Genomic DNA, 24,027 nt, shown 5'->3' with positions numbered 1-24,027 from the left:
TTATAAAAGATTGCAATTCATTTCACTTGAAAATGGGGTGTCTACGGCAGAAACTTTAGCCGATTTACCGTGCATTTCTTAAATAAATGAGGTGTCTGCGAAACGTAAATTACGATAATGCTTTTTCAATCCCTCTTCAGAAAACAGGAAGCTGAGTCAGCTTCCTGTTTTTCGTGTTTGTTCTCTTATGTAATTATGGTAAAATACGGCTAAGGATATTTGAAAGGATGAGATCAATGAATCATACAGCGGACAATTGTATTTTTTGTAAAATTATTGACGGGCAAATCCCTTGCTCAAAAGTATACGAAGATGAACATGTGCTTGCATTTTTAGATATTAGTCAAGTAACAAAAGGACATACTCTTGTTATTCCAAAAGTTCACAAACAAGACATTTTTGCGTTAACGCCAGAAATCGCATCACACATTTTTTCTGTCGTTCCGAAAATCGCAAACGCGATTAAAGCAGAGTTTAATCCAGTTGGCTTTAACCTACTTAACAACAACGGTGAAAAAGCTGGACAAACTGTGTTCCACTTCCACCTTCATTTAATTCCACGCTACGGTGAAAACGATGGTTTCGGTGCTGTTTGGAAATCACATCAAAATGAATACACTATGGAAAATTTACAAAACATCGCAAGTACAATTGCAAATAGCGTGAAATAGTGACACTATAATAAGTAGTCATACATAACAAGCCACTTTCCTAAAGTGATTAAATATGGCACGGCTTGTTTCTCCACTTAAGATGCCAGGGACTATACACTTTTCCCTTGTCTTAAAGATATGCATATTTTTTCACATCATGAATACGAACAAAAAATAAGGAGGTCTCCTTTTATGTCAAAAGCTAAATCCTTTATTACAGGTGTCATTTGCGGCGGAGCAGTTGCTGGACTAGCTGTTCTTTTCTCAACTCCTTCTTCTGGCAAAGACATGCGCGGTAAGTTAAAAGAAAAAGGAAATGATATTAAAAAGACTTTAGCTGATATTACAGCTGATACAAAATTATTAAAACGTCAAATCGTTGAAACTGCTTCAGAAGGTAAAGAAGTGTTCCAAGAATTAAAAGACGACATGCACGATACACTTTCTAACTGGAAGCAAGATATTTCTCAAAACAAACGACATATTGAGCAAGAGATTTTGGACATTCAAAAATCAATTGAGAAACTACAAGAAGCTGTTCCGGAAAAAGCGTAAACAAATTCCTGCTTAGTTTTTTGCATATAACAAATATTTTTTATATAAATTGACCTTAACACGGCATATCACATAGATATGCCGTGTTTTTATGCATTTACAATATATGTTATCACTTAACATGTATGGACAACACATGTATTCATGACTTATAAACCGCTTCCATAGTTATGCATGATTTGTATAGAATGTCGTTTTTTTAAAAAATTTTCACAATTCTCACAAAAAGACTTTATTAATTTTTATTTTACTGGCATAATAGATAGTAATGAAAAAGAATGTTAAAGTGGGTGAGTATATGAAAAGTGGAGAAAAAGATTACTCGGTAAAAGAAGCGATGATTTTCAGCCAACGCATTGCTCAATTATCGAAAGCGTTATGGAAATGTGTAGAGAAAGATTGGCAAATGTGGATTAAACCTTACGATTTAAACATTAATGAGCATCATATTTTAACAATCGCTTATCATTTAAAAGGGGCTTCTATTTCTGAGATTGCTAAGTTTGGAGTTATGCACGTATCAACGGCGTTTAACTTCTCGAAAAAGTTGGAAGAACGCGGCTATCTTGTATTCTCGAAAAAAGAAGATGATAAACGAAATACGTACATCGAAATTACAGACAAAGGGGAAGAATTACTACTTCGCTTAATGGAGGAGTATGACCCTGAAAATAATTCAGTGTTTAATGGGGCTCTTGCACTTCGTAATTTTTATGGGAAGTTCCCAGAAAATATCGAACTGATTGCTATCTTGCGTAACATTTACGGACAAGACTTCATCGATATTTTTGAGAAATCATTAGAAGATATTGAAGAGAACTTTACAGAATCCGATCAAAAGTTAGTTAAGAAGTAATCTATTTATTTTTCGCAATCATGCTTAAGAATTCATTCATAAGCGGTTTGAATAAACCTTGTTTTGCTAGCGCTTCCGCAGTTTCGTGTACTTCGAGCTGATGTGGAAGCGCTTTTTCAAATTGATCTAATAGCGCATCAAACAAAAGAAGTCCTTCTGCTTTCTCCGCTACATATTGTTCGTTCAGCTTTTCACAAAGATGTAGTATACGTTCAACATCTTTTTTACGAGCTTTTTTCTTTATGATCAAAGAATAAAATGGACACTTTTCTTCATCAATCATTTTAAATAGTAGGTCTACGTAGTATTCAGCTTGTTCTAATCTTCTAACAACGTCCATTTTCTCCCTCACTTTCTAACACAAAGTCTTCTATTTCTGAATTTTATAACACGAACAAAATATCGTATGATACAATATATAAAGTATATGTATTTTAGCCAAAAGGAGGTCTCGCCTCATGACACTTATAACAGTTGTTTTTGTCGCATTCGCACTTCTTGTTATATTTTACACGAATTTCATGACACATACACTGTGTGAACGAAAACAAATATCTGCGAGCCGCCAACCCGGTGTCTTTCGGGTTATTAATGTATGTATAACAATTTTATTAATTTCTAGTTATATAGAAATTATATTTCATGGAAAGTGAGGAAGGAAAGCCCCTTCCTCACTTTTTTCCTCTATAAGCAAATTATACCTACTATAACCAATAAAATAAACAGTACAAGTAATAAAATAAGTTGAGAATTCATCCCCATCCCCTCCTCTATTCTGTATATGCGGCATACGCCCAATATGGTACACCTTCAAAATCTGACACGTACTGGTTAATTTTTCTTTATCAATATGAAAACACGTCGAAATATGATATATTAAATTTTGTACATATTGCTTATACTATGAAATAAATGACACGCATCTTAACTTTATCCTAAAGCCTCGGTAAGCCCTGTTAAGCGCGCTTTACCAACAAAAAAAGCAAAAGTATCAGTGAGACTTAATCGGGCTCTGATGAACTAAAATTCATTGGTATAGGATAAATTAAAAATACATAATAGTAGGAGTGTTTATCGAATGAAGAAAGCTATGCTTGCCTTAGCCGCAACAAGTGTAATCGCATTATCAGCATGTGGAACATCATCATCAGACAAAATCGTTACATCTAAAGCTGGTGACATTACAAAAGAAGAATTCTACGAGCAAATGAAAACACAAGCTGGTAAACAAGTACTAAATAACATGGTTATGGAAAAAGTACTTATTAAAAACTACAAAGTTGAAGACAAAGAAGTAGACAAAAAGTTCGATGAAATGAAAAAACAATACGGTGATCAATTCGATACACTATTAAAACAACAAGGTATTAAAGAAGAAACGTTAAAAACTGGTGTACGTGCTCAATTAGCGCAAGAAAAAGCTATTGAGAAAACAATCACTGATAAAGAATTGAAAGATAACTACAAGCCTGAAATTAAAGCAAGCCACATTCTTGTAAAAGATGAAGCAACTGCGAAAAAGGTAAAAGAAGAACTTGGACAAGGTAAATCTTTCGAAGAGTTAGCAAAACAATACTCTGAAGATACTGGTTCAAAAGAAAAAGGTGGAGACTTAGGATTCTTCGGACCTGGCAAAATGGTTAAAGAATTCGAAGAGGCTGCTTACAAGCTGAAAAAAGATGAAGTAAGCGAACCTGTGAAATCACAATTCGGTTACCACATCATTAAAGTAACAGACATTAAAGAGCCAGAAAAATCATTCGAACAATCTAAAGCTGACATCAAAAAAGAAATCGTTCAAAAGAAAGCACAAGATGGCGAATTCATGAACGATCTTATGATGAAAGAAATCAAAAAAGCTGACGTAAAAGTTGACGATAAAGATTTAAAAGATCTTTTCAAAGAGCAAAAAGCTGACGCTAAGAAAGACGAAAAGAAATAATGAAAAGCTCGGGATTAACCCGAGCTTTTTTATTTGCCCTCTTTTGTGGTACGTTACGTCCGGATTCGATAAATGAAATTATATAGTTGGTCCTTTGAATAAATTATATCAGCGATTTTTCAATTATATCGACCGCAACTCCAATTATATCGGCGATTTTTCAATTATATCGGCGCAACTCCAATTATATCGGCGATTTTCATAATATATCGACTTACCGACAGAAACCGACAATAACCGCGAATCCCTCTTAAAACACAAAAAAACCTTGATCCACGTAGCATGGAACCAAGGTTTATCTTATTATCATTGATTAAATTAAAAAACTATGTTATATTAGTACAGAAACACATTTTATAAAATACAAAGAACGTATTTATCCGTATCTTAATTTTACACCAAAACACATCTTCAGTCAACCCCTATTTTTCACTTTTAAAGGAGTGCTTACCGTATGAACAAAAAACTTGATTTAGAGCAAAAACGATTGGATACCGTAATAGAAACGATTACGGAGCAAATTGATAAACTGGAAAACGAAACTGGCAGACGCCGGGCAGAAGTAATCAATATTCGTAAACACTTTTGGGATGATGTGAAAGTGAACACGGATACTTTTGATGATTATCTGGAAACAGTTATCAACTTAAGGCAACAAGCTCAGTCACTAGCTGTCACACAAATTACTCATAAGCACACCTTTAATCGACTTGCCGCATTAAGACGCATGCATAAAGCACCTTATTTTGGACGAATTGATTTTAAAGAAGAAGGAGAATCTGCTGCGGAGAAAATTTATATCGGTGTAGCCACGCTTACTGATGCAAGCGGAGAAAACTTTCTTATATATGACTGGCGCGCACCCATTTCAAGTGTGTACTACGATTATCCACCAGGGCCGGCTGAATACAGTACACCAGGAGGCGTAATTCACGGTAATGTGGAGAAAAAATTACAATACATTATTCAAAATGGCGAGATTGATTCTATGTTCGATACGAGCCTTACAATTGGTGATGAGATCTTGCAACAAGCGCTCGGAAAAGGCACAAACAAACATATGCAAAGTATCGTTGCTACAATTCAGCGCGAGCAAAATGAAATTATTCGTCACGATGAAGGCCGACTTCTTATCGTGCAAGGAGCTGCTGGTAGTGGTAAAACATCTGCTGCCCTTCAGCGAATCGCCTACTTACTATATAAATATCGCGAATGGCTAAAAGCGGATCAAATTATTCTCTTCTCCCCTAACTCTATGTTCAATAGCTACGTATCTAACGTACTACCTGAACTCGGCGAAGAAAATATGCAGCAAGTGACATTCCAAGAATATTTAAACCATAGACTAAGCAAGTCATTTGATGTTGAAGATCCTTATGAGCAATTAGAATATATGCTAACTGAAACGAATAGCCCTACCTATAAAACGAGAAATGCGAGCATCCGATTTAAGGCATCTACTCAATTTTTCGAAATGATTAGAACGTACAGAGAATCTCTTGAATCTTCAGGCATGCTATTTAGGGGAATGAAATTTAGAGGAAAGTTAATTGTTTCTGCTAAAGAAATTACAGAGCAGTTTTACAATACCGATTCCTCCCTCCGCTTCCATAATCGAATTGAAAAGTTAACGGATTGGCTAAATAAACAAATAGATGAAATTGAAAAAACAGAACTGAAAAAGCCCTGGGTAGAAGAGGAAATTGAATTACTTAGTAAAGATGAATATCAAAAGGCTTATAAATATTTACAAAAAAAAGGTGAGTTTGACGACAACTCCTTTCAAGATTTTGAAAAAGAAACGAGAGTACTTGGACGTATGATTGTCCGTAAAAAATTGAAGCCACTGCGTAAAGGCGTTCAAACATTACGCTTTATCAATTTCACGGGCATATATAAACAACTTTTCACAGATGCATCATGGGGGACTGGAGAAAAACCGAAAGAATGGGATGACATTTGTTCTTTAACGGTGAACATGCTCGATGAAGGAAAACTATATTACGAGGATGCGACTCCATTTTTACTTTTAAAAGAGTTAATTGAAGGCTTCCAAACGAACAGATCGATTAAACACGTACTCGTAGACGAAGCGCAAGATTATTCGCCGTTTCAGTTCGAGTTTTTAAAACGTCTCTTCCCTGCCGCAAGAATGACAGTACTTGGAGACTTTAACCAAGCGATATTTGCTCATGCGAGTGAAACGGTGAATTTCGATACACTTACGAATTTATACGGACCAGACGAAACGAACGGCATTAACTTAACCCGTAGCTATCGCTCAACAAAACCAATCATTGAATTTACACGTGCTCTCGTACCGGAAGGCAAGAACATTCACGCCTTTGAACGTGACGGTGAGAAACCTACAGTGACGAAAGTATCAAATGATAGCGAACTGCACAAACATATTACTGCCAAAGTTGCTGAACTACAAAAACAACAGCACAATACGATCGCAATTATATGTAAATCTGCAGCTGAAAGTGCCGCTGCCTACGAAGCACTTAGTCATATCGAGAATATTAAACTTGTGAAAAGTAACTCTGCCGAGTATGAGCAAGGCATCGTCGTGATCCCCGCTTATTTAGCGAAGGGTATTGAATTTGACGCTGTTATTATTTACGATGCTTCTAAAGATGTGTACAGTGATGAGAGCGTTCGTAGATTGTTCTACACTGCTTGTACGCGCGCAATGCATGAATTACAACTTTATAGCGTTGGCGAGGTTAGTCCTTTTATACTTGAGGCTGATTCGGAGAGTTTTGAGCTTATAATGAAAACACCTCGATAATTGAAGTGAACCCCGAAAACGGGACACATATTAGAACACCTCCCGAATTCGCATATTAAGTATGCAAATTCAATGGAGGTGTTCTTTTTATCATTTAGACTTGTACAATGCTTCGTATTTCTTCTAAACGTAAATTTGTAAACTTTGCAATATCTTCGATTGTCATTCCATTTTTATGCATTCCACGAATTAATTGAATCTTACCTTCTTCAATCCCCTCTTTCTTTCCTTCATTACGAGCATGAGCGAACTTTGCGGCTTCATCCATCAAAGCTTTCTCTCTTGCCTCATATGCTTGTCGGAAAGAAGAATCTTGGTTCATCGCAATGTCCTCCAATGTTTGGGTTAGTTGTTCATCCTCGTTTGCCGGAAGTAATAATAACCAACGAACAAACAATAATTGTTTAAAAGCAAAATCAATGCGTAAATTCACTAATTGTTGGCTGGACATGAAAATTTCTCTCCCCATCTCATAAGAGGCTTTTCTTTTATTGTACATAAAATAGTGATACGCATGCAAACACGCACTTACTTAAATTTCATAAAACGCCCTGTATTTGCAGGCTATAACATCATTTTTCATGATGCAGACATACTTACGATTGACGTACTTCTTTCTTCACCTTTACTAGATCCTAATACTTCTGAAAAAGATGCGACAGAATATGCTTATTTACAGCAGCTAGCTGAATCAATTTCTCGTTCTGAATTATGTACTTCTATAAAAGCAAGTGCACTTATTTAAACACGAAAAGAGGGTTATTTATCATCCCCCCCTTTTGCTATCTATTTACGTTTGTACTTGATCATAATAATAAATACCTTTATATGCAACTTATAATAAGTATCAAGGTGTCTTTCTCATTCTAAACGACATATCTTTACGTCGATATACACTCAACACAATTCCCATTATAAATGCATGAAACAGAGTTGGTATCAATCCATAGCTAATAAAAGGTAACGATATAGAAAAACGTGGTAATATCCCAAGAATCATGCCAACGTTACAAATGAAATGGATTGTGAAAAGAGTCACTCCACCAACGAGAAGCAATTTACCATAGCCATCATTGATTTTATAAGCTATGTTCATTATTCTTACTGCAAAAAGAGACAGAATCAAGACAAGAACTAGCGCAAGCACATATCCATAATAGTAAGTCAAACTCGCGAATACAAAATCAGTATGGGCAGCAGGGATAGCCTTTATATTTCCATATGTACCAAACCAACCTGCTGAAGACATCGCCTCTTTCAAACGTAAATACCATAGATCATGCTCCGGGTTTATAAATCCTAAAATTCTAGCTATCCGGTATTCTTTTACAGCAGACCAGGAAAATAGATCCCTAATAATAAAGGGTAAAACTGGTAATATTGTAATGAGCCATGCCGTTTTCTTTCCTAGCTTACTCCACCAAAGCATAACGAATACCATCGTAATATAGATGAAAATTGGTAAAAGAATTGATGTAGCTGAAAATAGATATAAAGAAAATACGTACAACATGAGAAGATGTATAAACTTCAACCTACTATTATTGAAAAAAGAAGCCCAAGCTAGAAAAAAGAATGGTATCGTCATTAAACAGTCAATTTTGATAGGGCCAATTTTTATTATTGCTTCCCCAATCACGTAACCAGTTGGAAAACATTTTATCATTAACAAGATCAGTACCCCAATTGTATAAAACAGCCATCCGAGTCTTTCTAATTTCCGGTAATCAATCAGCATCATCACTACAACTGTTGCAACACCGAGAATAACAAAAATCACCTTATTCAGTAGTAAATCATTTGTATGTCCAAAAGCTATAACCGGCAAGAACCCTAATCCCATCGCAATCACTAATAAACCAATTAAAAACCAATCCACCTTTGGCTTATGTAGTTTGTTCAGTTCCCGGCCAAGTTTAATTGGACTCCCCATTTGCTCAACAGCCTTATCTTCAGCAACTTCCTCACTTAACCCTTTATCCATCCACATATTCTTTGCCTGTTTCAAGTGAAAATTCAGTTCAGTTGCTACTAAGTCCTTCGCTTCTTTTGATTTAATATGGTTCGTAACTTCTTTTAAAAAACGCTCCCCTTTTTTGTTCAATTTTTTCTCACTCCTGTACAAATCCTTTTAATATAAATTGTGCCTTCGTAGCATTTTTCTCTGCCTTCCGCAGCATCTTATTTCCTTTATCATTTAATTGATAATATTTAGCTCCCGCGTGGTCCCAGCTAGATTGGATAAAGCGATTCTGCTCTAGACGATGTAATAAAGTGTATAGAGATCCTTCATCCCCTTCGAATTTTTGAATCCCTCTTCCGCGCAGTAACTGCATCAATTCATAACCTGTTTTTTCATTCATAAGAAGTTGCAACACTGCTAAAAGGATATCTTCTTCCTTTTCGGACGATTGATTGATTTTTTCACGCACTCGTTTTCGATGTTGATCAGAAAAACTCAAATGTTTAAACGTTGTATTCTCCATTGATTTTCGCAGGCCTTTTAATCGATCTTCCATTTGATTATTCCTCCAATCCTTTCTTCAAAAGCTCCTTCGCTTTTTTCAGCCTCGTTTTTATCGTATTTTCCTTCACATCTATTACAATCGCAATCTCTTTAATTGATAACTCTTCATAATAAAATAGATAAATAACTTCTCGATATTTGATCGGTAAATTCATTACTGCAGAAGCCAGTTCACGATCCTCCGCATTTTGAATAACTGTTTGTTCCACACTTTCTTTTTGACTTTCCATATACGTAAAGTCATCCTCTGTAACAATAACTTTTTTGTTATACCAACTTTTTAAATAATCCTTACAATGATTAATTGCAATTCTCCATAGCCATGTTTTTAAGTTCGAATTCCCTTTGTATGTATGAAGAGATTTATAACATTTCACAAATATATCTTGCGTTAAATCCTCCGCAACCTCTTTATTGTTTACATATGAATACACAAGTTGCAGCACTTCTTGCCCATACTTGTTCATAATTTCATCGATAAGGAGTTCCTTATCTTCTATTTCAAACGCTTCTACCGTTAATTCATCCACACCACTTCCTCCTTCCCATATATTAGACGACGCACTGTATGGAAAAGTTTTATAAATTTATAAAAAATAAGGACGGCAATAACGTTTTTTTATAAAACACTTCCTCAGCAACTTACATATAATAAACCGAATAGTCGTTACAATACATTCACCTAAAGAGCGCCTCTCTCCCAAGGCGCTCTTTAAGTTTGTAATAAGGGGGGGCTTAGTTTTTCTATCTTCAAGATTCCCCCTCATCGCTAAATGAAAAAGAGAACCGATTTAATCGAGTCCTCCTTCTTTCTAACACTCACTTAAAAAATCTAATATTTCATGGCCATACAAAGATGGATCGATACTATCAAAACCGATACATTCTTCATACAAGTGTAGTATTTGAAGTTCTATACATAACGCAGCTGTTTGTTCTTGTTGATTTATTGCTTTTTCTAGTTCTGCCGTGTATTTCATTTGAATGTTGTTATCAGTATCCTTATTTTTTAGTTATGTTTATTTAACAAGAAATAAAGTTGTTTATGACAAACCAACCATTTAAAACTAGGGCTTTTCATCCATTTGTCTTGTTCCCTATTTTAAAACATAATACAATTAAACTGTAACTTAATAAGCTATAACTAGTAGGTGTGGCAATCATCTCTTCCATTTCGAAAAAAGGGGGAGGTGATAATATGATCGCGATGTTTGTAATGAAATTAATGTACGGTATCCTAACCGGAGCTGGCGTTGTCATCGGTAGAAGATACGTCGGTCCGTGGCTAATTTCTGTATACAAAAAAGCGAGAACCACCCTGCTTCGTGGAAAAGGTAAGGGCGGTTCTCGGCTAAAACGTTAATGTAATTTTCTTATAACCGCACCTACTACCACCACAATAGCAAGTTAGGTTACAAAGGCAGAAGTTTCTCAGGCTTCTGTCTTCTTTATTTTATGCAAAATTCATACTATACCATCATTGTAACACATTTTATTTATTTTTAGTCAAGATAAAAAACACCTAAAGAGTTTCTCTTCAGGTGTTTCTCTATTTTACGCTAACGCAGCTGCATGCTCTTGTTGATCTACAGGAATGACAGCGTCTGTTAATGCTTTTTCTAGTTCTGCTGTGTATTTCATTTGCTCTTCTTTACTCCAGCCTAGTTTTGCAGCCATGTAGTTGATTACTGCTTCTTTCCACTCGTATACCCAGTGGATGTTGAAGAATACAGCGCCTCTACGGCGTACGAAGAAGTCGACTGGTTTTGCTGTCATTTCGTAATCCATTGCGTATACAAGTGGGATTAGAACGTCTAGCGGCATGTTGTATTCTTTCGCTTCGTCTTTATGTTTTTTTGCTAATTCGAACAATACGTCAACGTTAGAGCCATAGAATTTCGCGAATTCTTCTGCCTGTGCTGTCGTTAAACCGTATTTCGTACCTTCGCCTGCTTTTTTCGCGATAAATGCTGGTAATCCTTTAGAGCCATCTACATGTCCACCAGAGATTGGCATATGTTTCGTTGAGCTCTTCGGATATGCACTATGGCCTTCTTTTTGTAGTAAGTTCGTTACGTAGTCTACTACCATTTCAGCCATTTTGCGGTATCCTGTTAATTTACCACCTGCGATTGTAATTAAACCAGATTCAGAAGTCCAAATTTCGTCTTTACGAGAAATTTCAGATGCACTCTTACCTTCTTCGTAAATTAACGGACGTACGCCAGCCCAGCTTGACTCGATGTCTTTTTCCGTAATTTTTACGCTTGGGAACATGTAGTTAATCGCATTAATGATGTATGTGCGATCTTCTGTTGTCATTTGTGGTACAGCTGCGTCTTTATCATAGAACGTATCTGTTGTACCTACATAAGTTTTCCCGCCGCGCGGAATCGCGAATACCATACGTTTATCTGGTGTATCGAAATAAATTGCTTGCCCTAATGGGAAACGTTTTTGGTCAATTACTAAGTGAACACCTTTTGATAACTGAAGTACTTTTCCTTTTTTCGAGTTATCTTTTTCACGAAGTGTATCTACCCAAGGACCAGCTGCGTTTACAATTTTCTTACCGTAAACTTCGTATACTTCACCATCTAGTAAATCGATTACACGTACACCACATACTTTTCCATCTTTATATAAGAAACTATCTACTTTTGCATAGTTAACAGCTTTTGCACCGTGCTCAATTGCTTCTTTCATTACTTCAATTGTAAGACGCGCATCGTCTGTACGATATTCTACGTAGTAACCGCCGCCTTTTAATCCTTCTTGTTTTACAAGAGGCTCTTTCTTCAGCGTTTCTTCACGGTTAAACATTTTTCTGCGCTCGCTTCGTTTTACACCTGCTAAGAAGTCGTATACACGAAGACCAATTGATGTACTGAATGATCCGAACGTACCGCCTGTATGGAACGGAAGTAACATCCACTCTGGTGTTGTTACATGGGGACCGTTCTCATATACGATCGCACGCTCTTTCCCCACCTCTGCTACCATTTTCACTTCAAGTTGTTTTAAATAACGTAGACCACCGTGTACAAGCTTCGTTGAACGACTTGATGTACCTGCTGCAAAGTCCTGCATTTCAAACACAATTGTTGATAACCCGCGTGTTGCTCCATCTAATGCAATACCAGAACCAGTAATACCTCCACCAATTACGATCACATCTAATTCTTGTTTATTTACTCCGTTTAATACGTCTTTACGTTGTTTACTTGAAAATTTCATGGTAATTCCTCCCTTTGATAACGAAAAAAGAGACCACAAACTCCGCTATAGATTTCGCCTCTATAGCGTGTTGTGGTCTCTCCAAATCTCCTACCGAATTATTAACTTGTCACCATTATAACACTGTTTATGATTATTTGAAAGCTTTTGTTGCTTCAATTGCTTTTTTCCATCCAGCATATAGCTCTTCGCTTGTTTCCGCTTCCATCGTTGGTTCAAAGCGTTTGTCCATATGCCACTGTTCTTTAATTTCATCTTGGTTTTTCCAATATCCAACCGCAAGACCAGCTAAGTACGCTGCACCTAAAGCTGTCGTTTCATTGATCACCGGACACTCTACAGGAACATCTAAAATATCACTTTGGAACTTCATTAAGAAGTTATTTTTAACTGCTCCGCCATCAACACGTAATGTTTTCAGTTCAATACCTGAATCTGCTTCCATTGCGCATAATACGTCTTTCGTTTGGTAAGCTAAAGATTCTAATGTTGCACGAATGAAATGCTCTTTCGTCGTACCGCGTGTTACACCAAACATAGCACCGCGTACTTCACTATCCCAGTAGGGTGTACCTAATCCTACGAATGCTGGTACAACGTATACACCGTCAGTTGATTCAACGCGAGAAGCATACACTTCACTCTCACTTGCATCTTTAAACATGCGCATTCCGTCACGTAACCATTGAATTGCAGAACCTGCTACGAAAATACTTCCTTCTAATGCGTAGTTTACTTTACCATCTATTCCCCATGCAATTGTTGTTAATAGACCATGCTCAGAAGCTACTGCTTTTTCACCAGTGTTCATTAACATGAAGCAACCAGTTCCGTAAGTATTTTTCGCCATACCTTCACCGAAACAAGCTTGTCCAAATAATGCTGCTTGTTGGTCACCAGCTACACCGGCAATCGGTACATTTTGCCCGAAGAAGTGATAGTCAATTGTTTCTCCATACACTTCAGATGATGGACGTACTTCTGGAAGCATGCTCTTTGGTACTGTTAACATGTCTAGAAGCTCATCATCCCACTGTAAGTCGTGAATGTTAAACATTAACGTACGTGATGCATTTGAGTAATCCGTTACGTGCGCTTTACCACCAGATAGTTTCCATACAAGCCACGTATCAATTGTTCCGAATAATAGATCGCCATTTTCCGCTTTCTCTCTTGCACCTTCAACGTTATCTAAAATCCATTTTACTTTCGTACCAGAGAAGTATGCGTCAATTAAAAGACCTGTTTTTTCGCGAACCATTTCGCCATAACCTTTTTCTTTTAACTCATCACAAATTTCAGCTGTTTGGCGAGATTGCCATACGATTGCGTTATAAATTGGTTTGCCTGTTGTTTTATCCCATACAACCGCTGTTTCACGTTGGTTCGTAATACCGATACCAGCGATTTGTTCTGGTTTTACATCTGCTTCGCTTAAGCAAGTTGCGATAACTGCTAAAATAGATCCCCAAATTTCTTGCGCGTTATGCTCTACCCAGCCCGGCTTTGGAAAATGTTGTGTAAATTCTTTTTGAGCTGAATGAACAATTTCACCTTTTTTATTGAACAGAATTGCACGTGAGCTAGTTGTTCCTTGGTCTAATGAAAGAATATATTTTTTCATATCGGTTTCCCCCTTATGCTACTTTTCTACTATTTGTATTGCTTCCACTTTTTTTGCTTGTCATATAAGAGATTGCTAGTACAATCACAGTTGCAATAATCACATAAATAAGTGCTGCATTTTGTTTTCCTTCAAATACAACTTGATGGAATAATCCTGCAAGTGATCCACCTAAAATTGGACCTACTACTGGAATCCATGCATACTTCCAGTTTGAACCGCCTTTTCCTGCAATCGGAAGGAAGAAGTGCGCGATACGCGGACCTAAATCACGTGCTGGGTTGATTGCGTATCCTGTCGTTCCACCTAATGATAAACCAATACTTACAATTAAGAAACCTACGATAAATGGATTTAATCCATCTGCAAATTTATTTGCACCAATTGCTAATATACCAAATACTAAAACGAATGTTCCAATCATTTCACTTAAAAGGTTTGCAAATGTGTTCGGAATTGCTGGACCTGTTGCAAATACGCCTAACTTTGTTCCTGGATCTTCTGTTTCTTTCCAATGTGGTAAGTAATGTAAATATACGATAACTGCCCCGATAATTGCCCCAATCATTTGTGCTGCGATATAACCAGGTACGTCACTCCATGGGAACGCTCCCTTAAATGCTAATCCTATCGTTAAAGCTGGATTCAAATGTGCCCCACTAATTGATCCAACCGCATATGCTGCAACCGCTACTGCTAAGCCCCAGCCCATTGTAATAACAATCCAACCAGAATCTTTCGCAAACGACTTCTTTAAACTTACACCAGCACAAACGCCGCCACCAAGTACGATTAACAACGCAGTCCCTATTAACTCTCCTAAAAATGCTGACATAGTATCCCTCCACAATCAATTTAAACGCTTTCAAATGTGATAGAGGTAAAATGAATGGCCATTCGTTTTTGTCAAAAGAAAAAGACCCACAGCTTTGCACGCTTCTATATAAATTTATATAGAAACAATGAAATGTGGATCTCTTCTTTTCTCCGTCACGTTTATTAACTTGTCTATAATGTTAACCGTTAATGAAAGCGGTGTCAACAGAATTATTTCACATTTTCGTCACTTTTTTTGGTAATGTTTCCATAGTTCGCGTTTTGATGTCGTAATTGCTGTCGCACCAGCATTTAAAGCTCTTTCTACATCATCCACTGTACGAATGAAACCACCTGCTAAAATCGGTACACCAGTACGCTCTTTCACTTCAGCGATCACGTCCGTTAATGCTCCAGGAAGTACCTCTATATAATCCGGTTTCGTCTTATCTAAAAGATTGCAGCTCTTCTCCATTGCACTCGAATCGATTAAAAAAATACGCTGAATTGCCACAACACCTTTTTGCTTCGCCTTCATAATCACGCTCGCCTTCGTTGAAAGTAACCCGTACGGTCTAAACTCCTGACATAAATATTCCGTCGCATGCCCATCACTCTGCAAGCCATGAATTAAATCCACATGTAAAAACACCTTTTTACAATATTGCTTCGCAAGTGATATAACACTCTTCAATTGGCCGACATGAATATCTAAAATAACGATATACTCATACGAACTATGTAATAGCTTTTCCAAATCTTTAATTTGCCTCACTGCCGGCAAAATCTTCTGTTCATGAAATTCCATTCTATACGTCCCCTTCTTTATGTCGTCCTATCCTTTATAGTACACAATTTGAGTGAAAAGAACAGCTAGTGTAAGGGATTTCTTTCATTTTTCTCGTTCTTCTTTTAAGCGTTCACTAAAAACCATACTATGTTTCTCACCTATCTACGTCTAGTATGAGCAAATACATGATGATGAGTAAAGCGAGTTGTCGTTGCGTTGGCTGTGCAACTTGTGCGTTACAGCTTATAATGGTGCTATTTCATGTGCTATACGATGTAGGTTTCATATATTTTTCTTCTATAATAATTTCCCGAACAATAACCGTGCTTCTTAATATTGTCGTTTCGTGTCGGTAAGTCGATATCCTATGTCAAATCGTCGATATATTGAAAAAATCGTTGATATATTTCAAGTTGTGTTCAATATATTTGAAAAATCGTTGATATATTTCAGAAAATGAAAAAGTGGATAACGACATGTTATCCACGCTCTCATAATTATAATAAAACAGAATCTTTATCACTATCCTGATTACGTTTCTCGCGTTCCTCTGCTAAACGCTTCATATACACTTCGCCTTCTTTTTCAATAAACTCATTATCCATCTCTTGCTCTTTTTTCGAAGTATATAAAACCATGTAGCCACTTAATACGATTCCGACGATTACAAGATACACCCACCATGGTAAAGTTTCCACTCTACTTCATTCCTTTCCTTAGACAAGCCTTATTAGTTTCACTGTATGAGGAAAGAAATAGATTTATGCTTAATTTTTATTGGGGATTTTTCGCAAAGAACGCTTGTACATATTCCATAAACTCAATTGGTTCCTGGCGAAACGGTGCGTGGTATCCTTTTTCAATGATATGGAACGTACTATTCGCAAATAGCTGATGATACAGTTCACCATTTTTCCAAGAAACGCTCTTATCATTTCTACCCCATATAATTAAAGTCGGCACCTTAATTTTATCGGCTTCCATCGCAATGCGGCGCTCTCTCATTTTCGTCAGCTGATCATAATGCTGTTTATCGTCACGACTATTTTTCACTTCATTTTTATTATAATCCGTAATCTCAGTTACAGTTTGTAAGTCTGTCGATAGCGGCGGCACTTCATAACTTTCTTTTTGCTGGAAAGACTCTATTCCTGTAGAATCCGCTAAAATGAGATGCGTTACTGCATCCGGATATAAATACGCTAAATTCAGTGACATCTCTCCGCCCATCGAATGACCAAGTACTGCGAATTGATTATATCCAAGCTTCTTCATTAACTTATAATATAAATTCACTTGCGCAGGAAACGAATACTCAAAATCAATTGGTTTAGAAGAACGTCCAAACCCTAAAATATCAACTGCAATAATTGTATGGTCTCTCGCAAGTTCCGGATAAATATCACTAAATCCATCAGATGAACCACCAAACCCATGCAGCATAAGTAAAGGAGGCTTTCCCTCACCAATTTTCTTAAAATAAATCGTCTGCCCGTCGATTTGTGCCATACTCTCTTTCGTATTCAGCTTCATCATAACAGTATCTTTCACTTCTTCGACCTTCGCAATCGGCTTATCAACAAAGTTACATACGATAAGTAAAACGAGCACAATACCGCTAATCATATAAAACTTAAACCGTTTCAACATTCCCGTCTCCTTTCTCTTGTTGCTATTTAAAGTTTTTACATTATTTGGTTGTTTTATAATTAATTTTAATTGTAACTGTATTGGTTACAATTATACCAAAAAAATATTTCTCACTTTTATTACTGATGGTTATTTTGTAACTATTATAGTTACATATTTAAAGTAAGTCAATTCTTTTCTCTGCATGGCCTAATAACAAAGAAAAGGACCTCGTTGTGAGATCCCTTTCTTTGTTATTATAGTTGGCTTACTCCGCCGCCGTCTCCTCTATTATCTGCTGGTGCTCCTCCTGTGTCACCTCTAGTATAATCTGGTTTTACTGGCGCTCCTCCGTCGCCTTTATTAAAGCTAACATAGTCTGGTCTTGCTGGTGCTCCACCTGTTTCTCCTATATTTAATGCTTGATTTGTAAACGCACTGTTAACCCCAATTGATAACGCACCTACTAGCGCAATCCCTAACATTCCAAAGTGAATCTTTTTCATTATTTTAGCGCCCCTTTTTTTAATAATTTTTTTTGAGCTTTATGACTCATGTGAAAATAGTGACTTGCTTTATTGTGATTCTCTTCTTTATGAAACCTTAGAGCTAACATTTCAGCGTATTCCTGTATACAACCCCATAGCTCTTCTTTTTCAAAATAAGTAATACCTTCTAAAACTACTTGCTCTAAGCTTAATGTAGGTGATTTTTCGTTTACACTTTTCAAAATCATAAAACGATAGTGAAACTCTTCCTTATTTAATTCTTTACAAATATCCAAACCTTTTTCAACCAGATCTGCTGCCAATTGATATTGTCCTAATTTATAACATTCACGTGCTTCAACAAATAGCGCTTTAAAAAATTTCGGCTGTTTTTTTGTAACTTCGGATGCATGGCGAACTGCAAGTTCCGATAAATCTTGACTAGCATACAAAAAGGCTAAATTATGACGCACCATTAAAATATATTTTTCATAATTTACCTTTTGGAAAATATCCATAGCAACATTAAAGCTTTCTTCCGCGAGTTCATAATTTTTCAAATCTACACAGCACAGACCAAAAGCATTTTCACATAGCGCTATATTTATTTCACAACCTATATGTTTTTTGAACTCTTCTTTCGCTTTTCTCAAATAGTCAATTGCATTAACTTGTTGATATGTCTGATAGTAAAAATTACCCATACGATAATCAAACTCTGCATTTTCTAAAGAATGCGAAACGTATTTCAGTAGTTCATTTGCTTTTTCATAACTTTCCTTTGCATCGCTATATTTAGACATTGAAGTGCAATATATTCCTTTAAAAAAATGATAATAATACGCTAAAAATCCTTTAGTTGGAATTTCAAAAGATTCTATTCTCTCAAAACTATTTTCTTTTATATTCAACCAATCCGTCAGCATTTTATATCTAAAATCTAATAAGGTAAAATACAAAGATAACTCCTGATCCACGTCCAAACCACTAATCTTACTATCAATCTCCTCTTTCATTTCTGTGGCTTTCTCTATATTTTGCTGCAACATTACACGATACCAATCATCTAAAGAATGTTTCATTTGCTCCCTTGTTACTACATCTACTCCCATACACTCGCATCCCCTTTTCTTAAGCTTGCAAAATTAGGATATTTATACAATTATCAAAATTGTATAGTATCACCTCTTTTCTATGTATTGAAAAATAATTGTCAGAAAATTTATAATTTAAATGAATTATACCAAATATTTCTATTTAGAAAACTTGAGAAACATTTTTCAGAAAATTTTGTAGAACAAATAAAGTGAAACTTTAATCAGTGGGGGTTTTATCCGTCCCCCACTGATTATTAGTTAAACCAATCGGGCATTAACGGGCAGCCCGATCCCCACCTAACTTATTTGCTTTCCCTGAATTTTGAGATGGGGGTCTTACTGCCCTGCCCATTAAAGCGGGATAAAAATAACCTTAGCTCAGCAAATATCCGAACTAAGATTACTTTAAGTACAATGCTTCATGATTCTTATTCTATCTTGGCGCAAGTTAAACAATAGAGTGTATATCAAAAATGGATTTTCTGAATACTTCCGAATTAGAACCGTAAAAATGAGTTTATAAAATTGTACACTTGATTTTCACATAATGAAAAAAGAGCACTGAACAAATATCAGCACTCTTCCTCATCACCCTCGTTATTTACACACAGTTGTTCCGCTATTTCTTGTACCCGTTCCATCGTTATTCCTTCTCTAAATTCCACAGCTAGAGGATGGTCTGTCGGCTCTAGTTCAATATAAGGACGAATGCCATCGGCTCTCAGATGAACCATCGTTTTTAAACTTACTGTTTCCAACTCATATGGTAAATCCGTCGAAAGCCACCCAAACATTGGCTCTAACAGTTCTTGTTTATCCCAGCATTCATTCACCTTATCAAAATTCGCTTCACTCAACGAAACCCATACACCCCATATGAAATGTTCATTTGTACCAATGATAGGAATTTCAATACTCCCTCGCATAAAGAAGTGTTCTCCATCCATCACGCATAAATCATCGTTCATTTCAAATCTAGCTTCTCGCTCTTCAGGTTCAGCATCATAATAATAAACAGGAGCTGATGATCCATAGCTCCTTGGAATTTCTTCATGATATGTACCGCAGCACCTACAAGTATATCCACTTATTTTCGTCATTCTATTCCTCCATCAGTTTTACATTCATTTTAGCAAAATACTTATAAAGCGAAAATAAAAAAACAAGCAGTTCCAGCGATCAGCTAAAACTACTTGCTCTCCTACTTATTATTGTTACTCTTTAATAAATTCCTTCGTACTTCTCACTGTATCAATTGGACGAACTAATTTTTCGATTTCTTCACGTTTTGGCTCTAGGAACGGAGGTAAAGATAATTTTTCGCCAAGTGTTTCGTATGGCTCATCTCCCATAAATCCTGGGCCGTCTGTTGCAAATTCAAATAAGATTTGTGGTGCAACTCTTGCGTATAATGACTCGAAGAAGTGACGGTCTACATAACCAGATGAAGGAAGTCCTACACTGCTGATTCTCTCGATCCATTCTTCTAATACAGCGCGATCTTCTACGCGGAATGCAGCATGGTGAACTGTACCAAAACCTTGTCGTGCTTCTGGAAGAACCGTATTATGTTCTACAATAACAGATGCACCGTTTCCGCCTTCGTTTACTTCAAATAAATAGAATTCTCCTTCTTGCGCAACCTCTTTAAATAATAGAACTTTTTCTAACACTTCTTTAAAGAAACTAAAGTTTGCAATGCGGATAAATACAGGGCCTAAACCAGTAATTGCATATTCTAATGGAACTGGACCTTTTTGCCATGGTGTTCCTGATTCAATCCCTTTATCAAGTTCATCTGAGATTAATTGATAGTGTTGGTCATCAAAGTCAACGAAAGAAAGAGTTTTCTTACCAAATTGCTCTTTAATTCCTGTATGTTCCACTTCCAGACGGTCAAAGCGTTTTACCCAATACTCTAATGCCGCATCAGTTGGAACACGGAATGAAGTTTTTGAAATTTCATTTGTACCGTGTACTCCTTTTGGAATACCTGGGAAGTCAAAGAATGTCATGTCTGTTCCTGCACTACCTTTATCATCTGCAAAGAATAAATGATACGTTTGAATGTCATCTTGGTTTACTGTTTTTTTAACTAAACGCATTCCTAAAACGTGAGTGAAAAACTCATAGTTTTTTTCTGCACTACTTGTAATCGCTGTAACGTGGTGAATTCCTTTTAATTGGTTCATTTTATATTCCTCCAATAGTTTCAAATTTTATATTTTCTCTTCTATTACTTCTCTTCAATAGGTGCTAAATTCGCTTCAATCTCTGCACGCTGATCTTCTAAGAACGGTGGTAAATCAAGTTTTTCTCCTAAATGTTCCACATCTCCATCAACTGTAAATCCTGGTCCATCTGTCGCAATTTCAAATAAGATTCCGTTTGATTCGCGGAAATATAAGCTTTTAAAATAGAAACGGTCGATGATTCCTGAAGACTGGAAGCCTCTTTGAATCACCTGTTCTTCCCAATAAGCAAGCTCTGCATCATTTTTCACGCGAATTGCTAGGTGGTGAATGCTACCACGGCCTGGCTTTTCAGTAGGACCATCTAAATATCTCACAACGATTTCTCCAAAAGCCTCGCCTTTAATGGACTGAAAAATTGCTTCCTCTTCGCTGCGGCTAACCTCTGTATAACCAAACATCTCTGTAAGTGTACTCGCCATTTTATCAAGTCTACGAACTGTCATTTCCACAGAACCCATTCCTTGAATTTGATGCTCTGCAGGAACTTCTGATTTCTCCCAAGTTTCCCAGTGCTCCACTTTTTCTCCGTTTGAAACGAGTAATACTAAGCGAAGACCTTCAGCATCCTCAAATTGCAAAGCAGGACGATTTGCATATGTTGTTATTTCACTATGTTTTACATCAAATTCCTCAAATCGCGCTTTCCAGTAATGTAAGCTTTCCTCGGAAGGAACGAGTAATCCAATTCGAGTAATCGCATTCGTACCGCGGTACGTTTTTCCTACTAAAGGAATTTCAAAAAACGATAATTCCGTACCTGGACTTCCTGTTTTATCTCCATAAAATAAATGATACATTGATGGATCATCTTGGTTTACTGTCATTTTCACGCGACGTAAACCAAGCACATTTTTATAAAAGTGATTATTTTCATTTGCATTTTTCGTAACCATTGAAATGTGATGATGCCCTTTAATTTTATACATTCGTAATTCCTTCGTTTCATTTTACTAGTCAAGTGATACCTAAAAAATAATATGCTTCTTAGCTTTTTAATTTATTCTCATTATATTTTTGTACATTCATCTTAGTTTTTACTGAATAAGTTACTTTGTTTTGTAAATCAAAAGCAAGTGAGTGTATGTTTTTCATATGACTCAATCGCTTTCGTTACTATCACTTTACAACTCAAGTGATTAAAAAGCAAGAGATTTATCTCAAATTCGAGATATTTTTTTATTGCATAATATTTTGAACTGGAAAACGATGAATTTCTATATGGGATAGCGTCATAAGAATGTGGATTTACAACGCTAAGTCTTTTTTATAAACTTTTCCTTACGTTTTCATGTATCCATTTCCGCATCAGCTGTAACGTCCCTCTAACATAATTGTTATCATATCTCTTCCTTCTAATTGGAGCGGAATTTGATAAGAGTGATGCGAACACTGCATCTTCCAATCTGTTTCCCACTCTATTTGTTCATCCGAACGAAACTGAAGAGTTGCTTGAAGGATTGGAAAACGTGCTTCAGTTCCCCTAAATAGGAAGTAAGTATGTATCACGTTTATGATGATTTGAGCAAGGGGATACTGCAAAAGTGGTGCAATGAAGGGGGAATATAAAATAAGAAGATCAATCTAGAAAGAATATCTAGTTCGATCTTCTTTTATTTCTCATTAATGCATTTTTACCCTTAAAATAAAATACTCAATAGGTGGATTATTCTTCATATCCTCAAAATCAGGTCTAATTTTAAAGTCAAATTCATTTGTTATATCGCTCAATGAATAAAGGTTTGTTCCATCTACACTTGTATGAGGAGCAATATATCCTCTTTGATCCCAATTCCCTTTGAAATCTGATGGTATTGTACTTTTTCCGTTTTGTTCTATTTTAGCCCCAGGTGCACCAGAAAAAATAGTTTGGTTTGTAGTGTTATTAATTGTGTACTTCACACGAACTATATTATCAGCTTGTTCAACTTTATGAACTGTAACAATAATCCCATGTTGTTCTAAAGTTACACTTGTAGCCGATTGCTCTTGATTTTGATTAGGTTTTTGTTCATTATTGTTTGAATTATTATTCGAGTTATTACTATTATTAGTGCCCCATTCATTATTTGTATTAGTGTTATTATTACCATTAGAATTGTTTACATTGCTGTTATTGTTATTATTGCCATTAGAGTTATTTGCATTGCTGTTATTATTATTGCCATTAGAGTTATTTGCATTGCTGTTATTGTTATTATTGCCATTAGAGTTATTTGCATTGCTGTTATTATTATTGCTTGAATCATTATTATTGTTTTGTTGTTTACTAGATTCAGCATTTGTTTTTTCTTTGTTATCAGTTACACCACAAGCTGCCATAGAAAATGCCAATCCCGTTGCTAATAAAATTTTTCCCGATTTTTTCTTCAAATATTTCATGGTATCCTTGTCTCTCCCTCTTCAGATCCTATTGTCATTAAAAAAAAGAATACTAGATCCTTCTCAAACAATCCAAAAAATCCCTTTATATGTATATAATTTTACAAGAAGTCACCATTACAGTCAAAGTTATTTGTATAATTAGAAACTTAAATCAATTAGGTGCATATTAAAAAGAAAGAACAAAAAAATTTCACGTGAAATTTAACTTATATAGACTTAACTTGATAGAGATGGGGGCTCACCCACATTGTAATGAAAATATACTTTAAACAAATTTCAACATAAAATTTGGATCTTATTTTTAGACCTATTGTAAAGGCTGAAGAGATTCTAACTTTAATATCTGTCATATTCAATCGACACACATCTAAAAAGTTGATAC

The 24,027-nt window shown here is 36.0% G+C and carries 24 protein-coding genes and 2 pseudogenes; 8 read left to right on the top strand and 18 right to left on the bottom strand.

Features of this window, described 5'->3' with window-relative positions; genetic code table 11:
* The first annotated feature begins 236 nt into the window (after window positions 1-236).
* From PDQ68_RS14480 to PDQ68_RS14470, 3 genes are all read left to right on the top strand, one after another.
* Window positions 237-671 (top strand): HIT family protein, encoded by a 435-nt coding sequence (locus tag PDQ68_RS14480; RefSeq protein ID WP_001016840.1) that lies wholly within the window; start codon window positions 237-239, stop codon window positions 669-671.
* A 174-nt stretch (window positions 672-845) separates the two neighbouring features.
* A complete protein-coding gene (locus PDQ68_RS14475; RefSeq protein WP_000030301.1) occupies window positions 846-1,208 on the top strand; it encodes a YtxH domain-containing protein in 363 nt (120 codons plus the stop codon).
* Window positions 1,209-1,506: 298 nt separating this feature from the next.
* On the top strand, window positions 1,507-2,064 hold the full coding sequence (locus PDQ68_RS14470; protein ID WP_000834918.1) for an HTH-type transcriptional regulator Hpr: 558 nt from the start codon (window positions 1,507-1,509) through the stop codon (window positions 2,062-2,064).
* Window position 2,065: 1 nt separating this feature from the next.
* Here the strand turns inward: PDQ68_RS14470 and PDQ68_RS14465 are convergent, their stop codons facing one another.
* A complete protein-coding gene (locus PDQ68_RS14465) occupies window positions 2,066-2,404 on the bottom strand; it encodes a DUF1878 family protein (protein WP_000383661.1) in 339 nt (112 codons plus the stop codon).
* A 118-nt stretch (window positions 2,405-2,522) separates the two neighbouring features.
* Between PDQ68_RS14465 and PDQ68_RS14460 the strand changes: the two genes are divergently transcribed.
* The 3 genes from PDQ68_RS14460 to helD all read left to right on the top strand — a co-directional run bounded on the left by PDQ68_RS14460 (window position 2,523) and on the right by helD (window position 6,800).
* Complete coding sequence (locus tag PDQ68_RS14460; protein WP_000172692.1) at window positions 2,523-2,717, top strand: hypothetical protein; 195 nt, start codon at window positions 2,523-2,525, stop codon at window positions 2,715-2,717.
* 425 nt (window positions 2,718-3,142) lie between these two features.
* Complete coding sequence (gene prsA, locus PDQ68_RS14455) at window positions 3,143-4,006, top strand: peptidylprolyl isomerase PrsA (RefSeq protein WP_000710071.1); 864 nt, start codon at window positions 3,143-3,145, stop codon at window positions 4,004-4,006.
* 454 nt (window positions 4,007-4,460) lie between these two features.
* Window positions 4,461-6,800 (top strand): RNA polymerase recycling motor HelD, encoded by a 2,340-nt coding sequence (gene helD / locus PDQ68_RS14450; protein ID WP_061183743.1) that lies wholly within the window; start codon window positions 4,461-4,463, stop codon window positions 6,798-6,800.
* A gap of 94 nt (window positions 6,801-6,894) precedes the next feature.
* On the opposite strand, the pseudogene PDQ68_RS14445 reads toward helD, so the two are convergent.
* Window positions 6,895-7,194, bottom strand: a pseudogene (locus PDQ68_RS14445) (nuclease/transposase family protein); the annotation flags it as partial.
* A gap of 147 nt (window positions 7,195-7,341) precedes the next feature.
* Here PDQ68_RS14445 and PDQ68_RS14440 point away from each other — a divergent pair.
* A pseudogene (locus PDQ68_RS14440) lies at window positions 7,342-7,545 on the top strand (hypothetical protein); the annotation flags it as partial.
* Window positions 7,546-7,647: 102 nt separating this feature from the next.
* On the opposite strand, the gene PDQ68_RS14435 reads toward PDQ68_RS14440, so the two are convergent.
* From PDQ68_RS14435 to PDQ68_RS14420, 4 genes are all read right to left on the bottom strand, one after another.
* Window positions 7,648-8,904 carry an FtsW/RodA/SpoVE family cell cycle protein gene (locus PDQ68_RS14435; protein ID WP_061183744.1) on the bottom strand — a complete coding sequence of 419 codons (1,257 nt, stop codon included), beginning with the start codon at window positions 8,902-8,904 and terminating at the stop codon, window positions 7,648-7,650.
* A 7-nt stretch (window positions 8,905-8,911) separates the two neighbouring features.
* The gene (locus tag PDQ68_RS14430; protein ID WP_016716710.1) at window positions 8,912-9,319 is read right to left on the bottom strand and encodes a PadR family transcriptional regulator; all 408 of its coding nucleotides are present in this window, start codon (window positions 9,317-9,319) and stop codon (window positions 8,912-8,914) included.
* 4 nt (window positions 9,320-9,323) lie between these two features.
* Complete coding sequence (locus PDQ68_RS14425) at window positions 9,324-9,857, bottom strand: sigma-70 family RNA polymerase sigma factor (RefSeq protein ID WP_016716709.1); 534 nt, start codon at window positions 9,855-9,857, stop codon at window positions 9,324-9,326.
* Between the two features lie 282 nt (window positions 9,858-10,139).
* Entirely contained in the window at window positions 10,140-10,307 is a 168-nt protein-coding gene (locus tag PDQ68_RS14420) for a hypothetical protein (RefSeq protein ID WP_162839812.1), read from the bottom strand.
* A 218-nt stretch (window positions 10,308-10,525) separates the two neighbouring features.
* Here PDQ68_RS14420 and PDQ68_RS14415 point away from each other — a divergent pair, with 218 nt between their 5' ends.
* On the top strand, window positions 10,526-10,690 hold the full coding sequence (locus PDQ68_RS14415) for a hypothetical protein (RefSeq protein WP_000561155.1): 165 nt from the start codon (window positions 10,526-10,528) through the stop codon (window positions 10,688-10,690).
* A 191-nt stretch (window positions 10,691-10,881) separates the two neighbouring features.
* Here the strand turns inward: PDQ68_RS14415 and glpD are convergent, their stop codons facing one another.
* The 12 genes from glpD to PDQ68_RS14355 all read right to left on the bottom strand — a co-directional run bounded on the left by glpD (window position 10,882) and on the right by PDQ68_RS14355 (window position 23,642).
* Window positions 10,882-12,564: an aerobic glycerol-3-phosphate dehydrogenase gene (glpD, locus tag PDQ68_RS14410; protein WP_044792646.1), complete on the bottom strand. Its 1,683-nt coding sequence runs from the start codon at window positions 12,562-12,564 to the stop codon at window positions 10,882-10,884.
* 133 nt (window positions 12,565-12,697) lie between these two features.
* Window positions 12,698-14,188 (bottom strand): glycerol kinase GlpK, encoded by a 1,491-nt coding sequence (glpK, locus tag PDQ68_RS14405; protein ID WP_061183746.1) that lies wholly within the window; start codon window positions 14,186-14,188, stop codon window positions 12,698-12,700.
* A 13-nt stretch (window positions 14,189-14,201) separates the two neighbouring features.
* Window positions 14,202-15,023: a glycerol uptake facilitator protein GlpF gene (glpF, locus tag PDQ68_RS14400; RefSeq protein WP_001272193.1), complete on the bottom strand. Its 822-nt coding sequence runs from the start codon at window positions 15,021-15,023 to the stop codon at window positions 14,202-14,204.
* A 228-nt stretch (window positions 15,024-15,251) separates the two neighbouring features.
* Window positions 15,252-15,812 carry a glycerol uptake operon antiterminator GlpP gene (gene glpP, locus PDQ68_RS14395; protein ID WP_000394284.1) on the bottom strand — a complete coding sequence of 187 codons (561 nt, stop codon included), beginning with the start codon at window positions 15,810-15,812 and terminating at the stop codon, window positions 15,252-15,254.
* Between the two features lie 479 nt (window positions 15,813-16,291).
* Window positions 16,292-16,492 carry a sporulation YhaL family protein gene (locus PDQ68_RS14390; RefSeq protein ID WP_000449227.1) on the bottom strand — a complete coding sequence of 67 codons (201 nt, stop codon included), beginning with the start codon at window positions 16,490-16,492 and terminating at the stop codon, window positions 16,292-16,294.
* Window positions 16,493-16,568: 76 nt separating this feature from the next.
* On the bottom strand, window positions 16,569-17,441 hold the full coding sequence (locus PDQ68_RS14385) for an alpha/beta fold hydrolase (protein WP_029141071.1): 873 nt from the start codon (window positions 17,439-17,441) through the stop codon (window positions 16,569-16,571).
* Between the two features lie 239 nt (window positions 17,442-17,680).
* Window positions 17,681-17,929, bottom strand: coding sequence for a Phr family secreted Rap phosphatase inhibitor (locus PDQ68_RS14380; protein WP_016716707.1), 249 nt, complete (start codon window positions 17,927-17,929; stop codon window positions 17,681-17,683).
* Window positions 17,929-19,023 carry a response regulator aspartate phosphatase gene (locus tag PDQ68_RS14375; protein WP_061183747.1) on the bottom strand — a complete coding sequence of 365 codons (1,095 nt, stop codon included), beginning with the start codon at window positions 19,021-19,023 and terminating at the stop codon, window positions 17,929-17,931. Before PDQ68_RS14375 ends, PDQ68_RS14380 begins: the two co-directional genes overlap by 1 nt.
* A gap of 557 nt (window positions 19,024-19,580) precedes the next feature.
* On the bottom strand, window positions 19,581-20,108 hold the full coding sequence (locus tag PDQ68_RS14370) for a DUF2199 domain-containing protein (protein ID WP_061183748.1): 528 nt from the start codon (window positions 20,106-20,108) through the stop codon (window positions 19,581-19,583).
* A 114-nt stretch (window positions 20,109-20,222) separates the two neighbouring features.
* Complete coding sequence (locus PDQ68_RS14365) at window positions 20,223-21,200, bottom strand: ring-cleaving dioxygenase (protein ID WP_001072547.1); 978 nt, start codon at window positions 21,198-21,200, stop codon at window positions 20,223-20,225.
* A gap of 44 nt (window positions 21,201-21,244) precedes the next feature.
* Complete coding sequence (locus PDQ68_RS14360) at window positions 21,245-22,189, bottom strand: ring-cleaving dioxygenase (protein ID WP_061183749.1); 945 nt, start codon at window positions 22,187-22,189, stop codon at window positions 21,245-21,247.
* A 694-nt stretch (window positions 22,190-22,883) separates the two neighbouring features.
* On the bottom strand, window positions 22,884-23,642 hold the full coding sequence (locus PDQ68_RS14355) for a hypothetical protein (RefSeq protein WP_270786874.1): 759 nt from the start codon (window positions 23,640-23,642) through the stop codon (window positions 22,884-22,886).
* Between the last annotated feature and the right edge of the window lie 385 nt (window positions 23,643-24,027).

The organism is Bacillus cereus group sp. Bc010 (genome assembly GCF_027716745.1).
Lineage (GTDB): Bacteria > Bacillota > Bacilli > Bacillales > Bacillaceae_G > Bacillus_A > Bacillus_A pacificus.
This window is presented reverse-complemented; position numbering and strand designations above follow the sequence as displayed.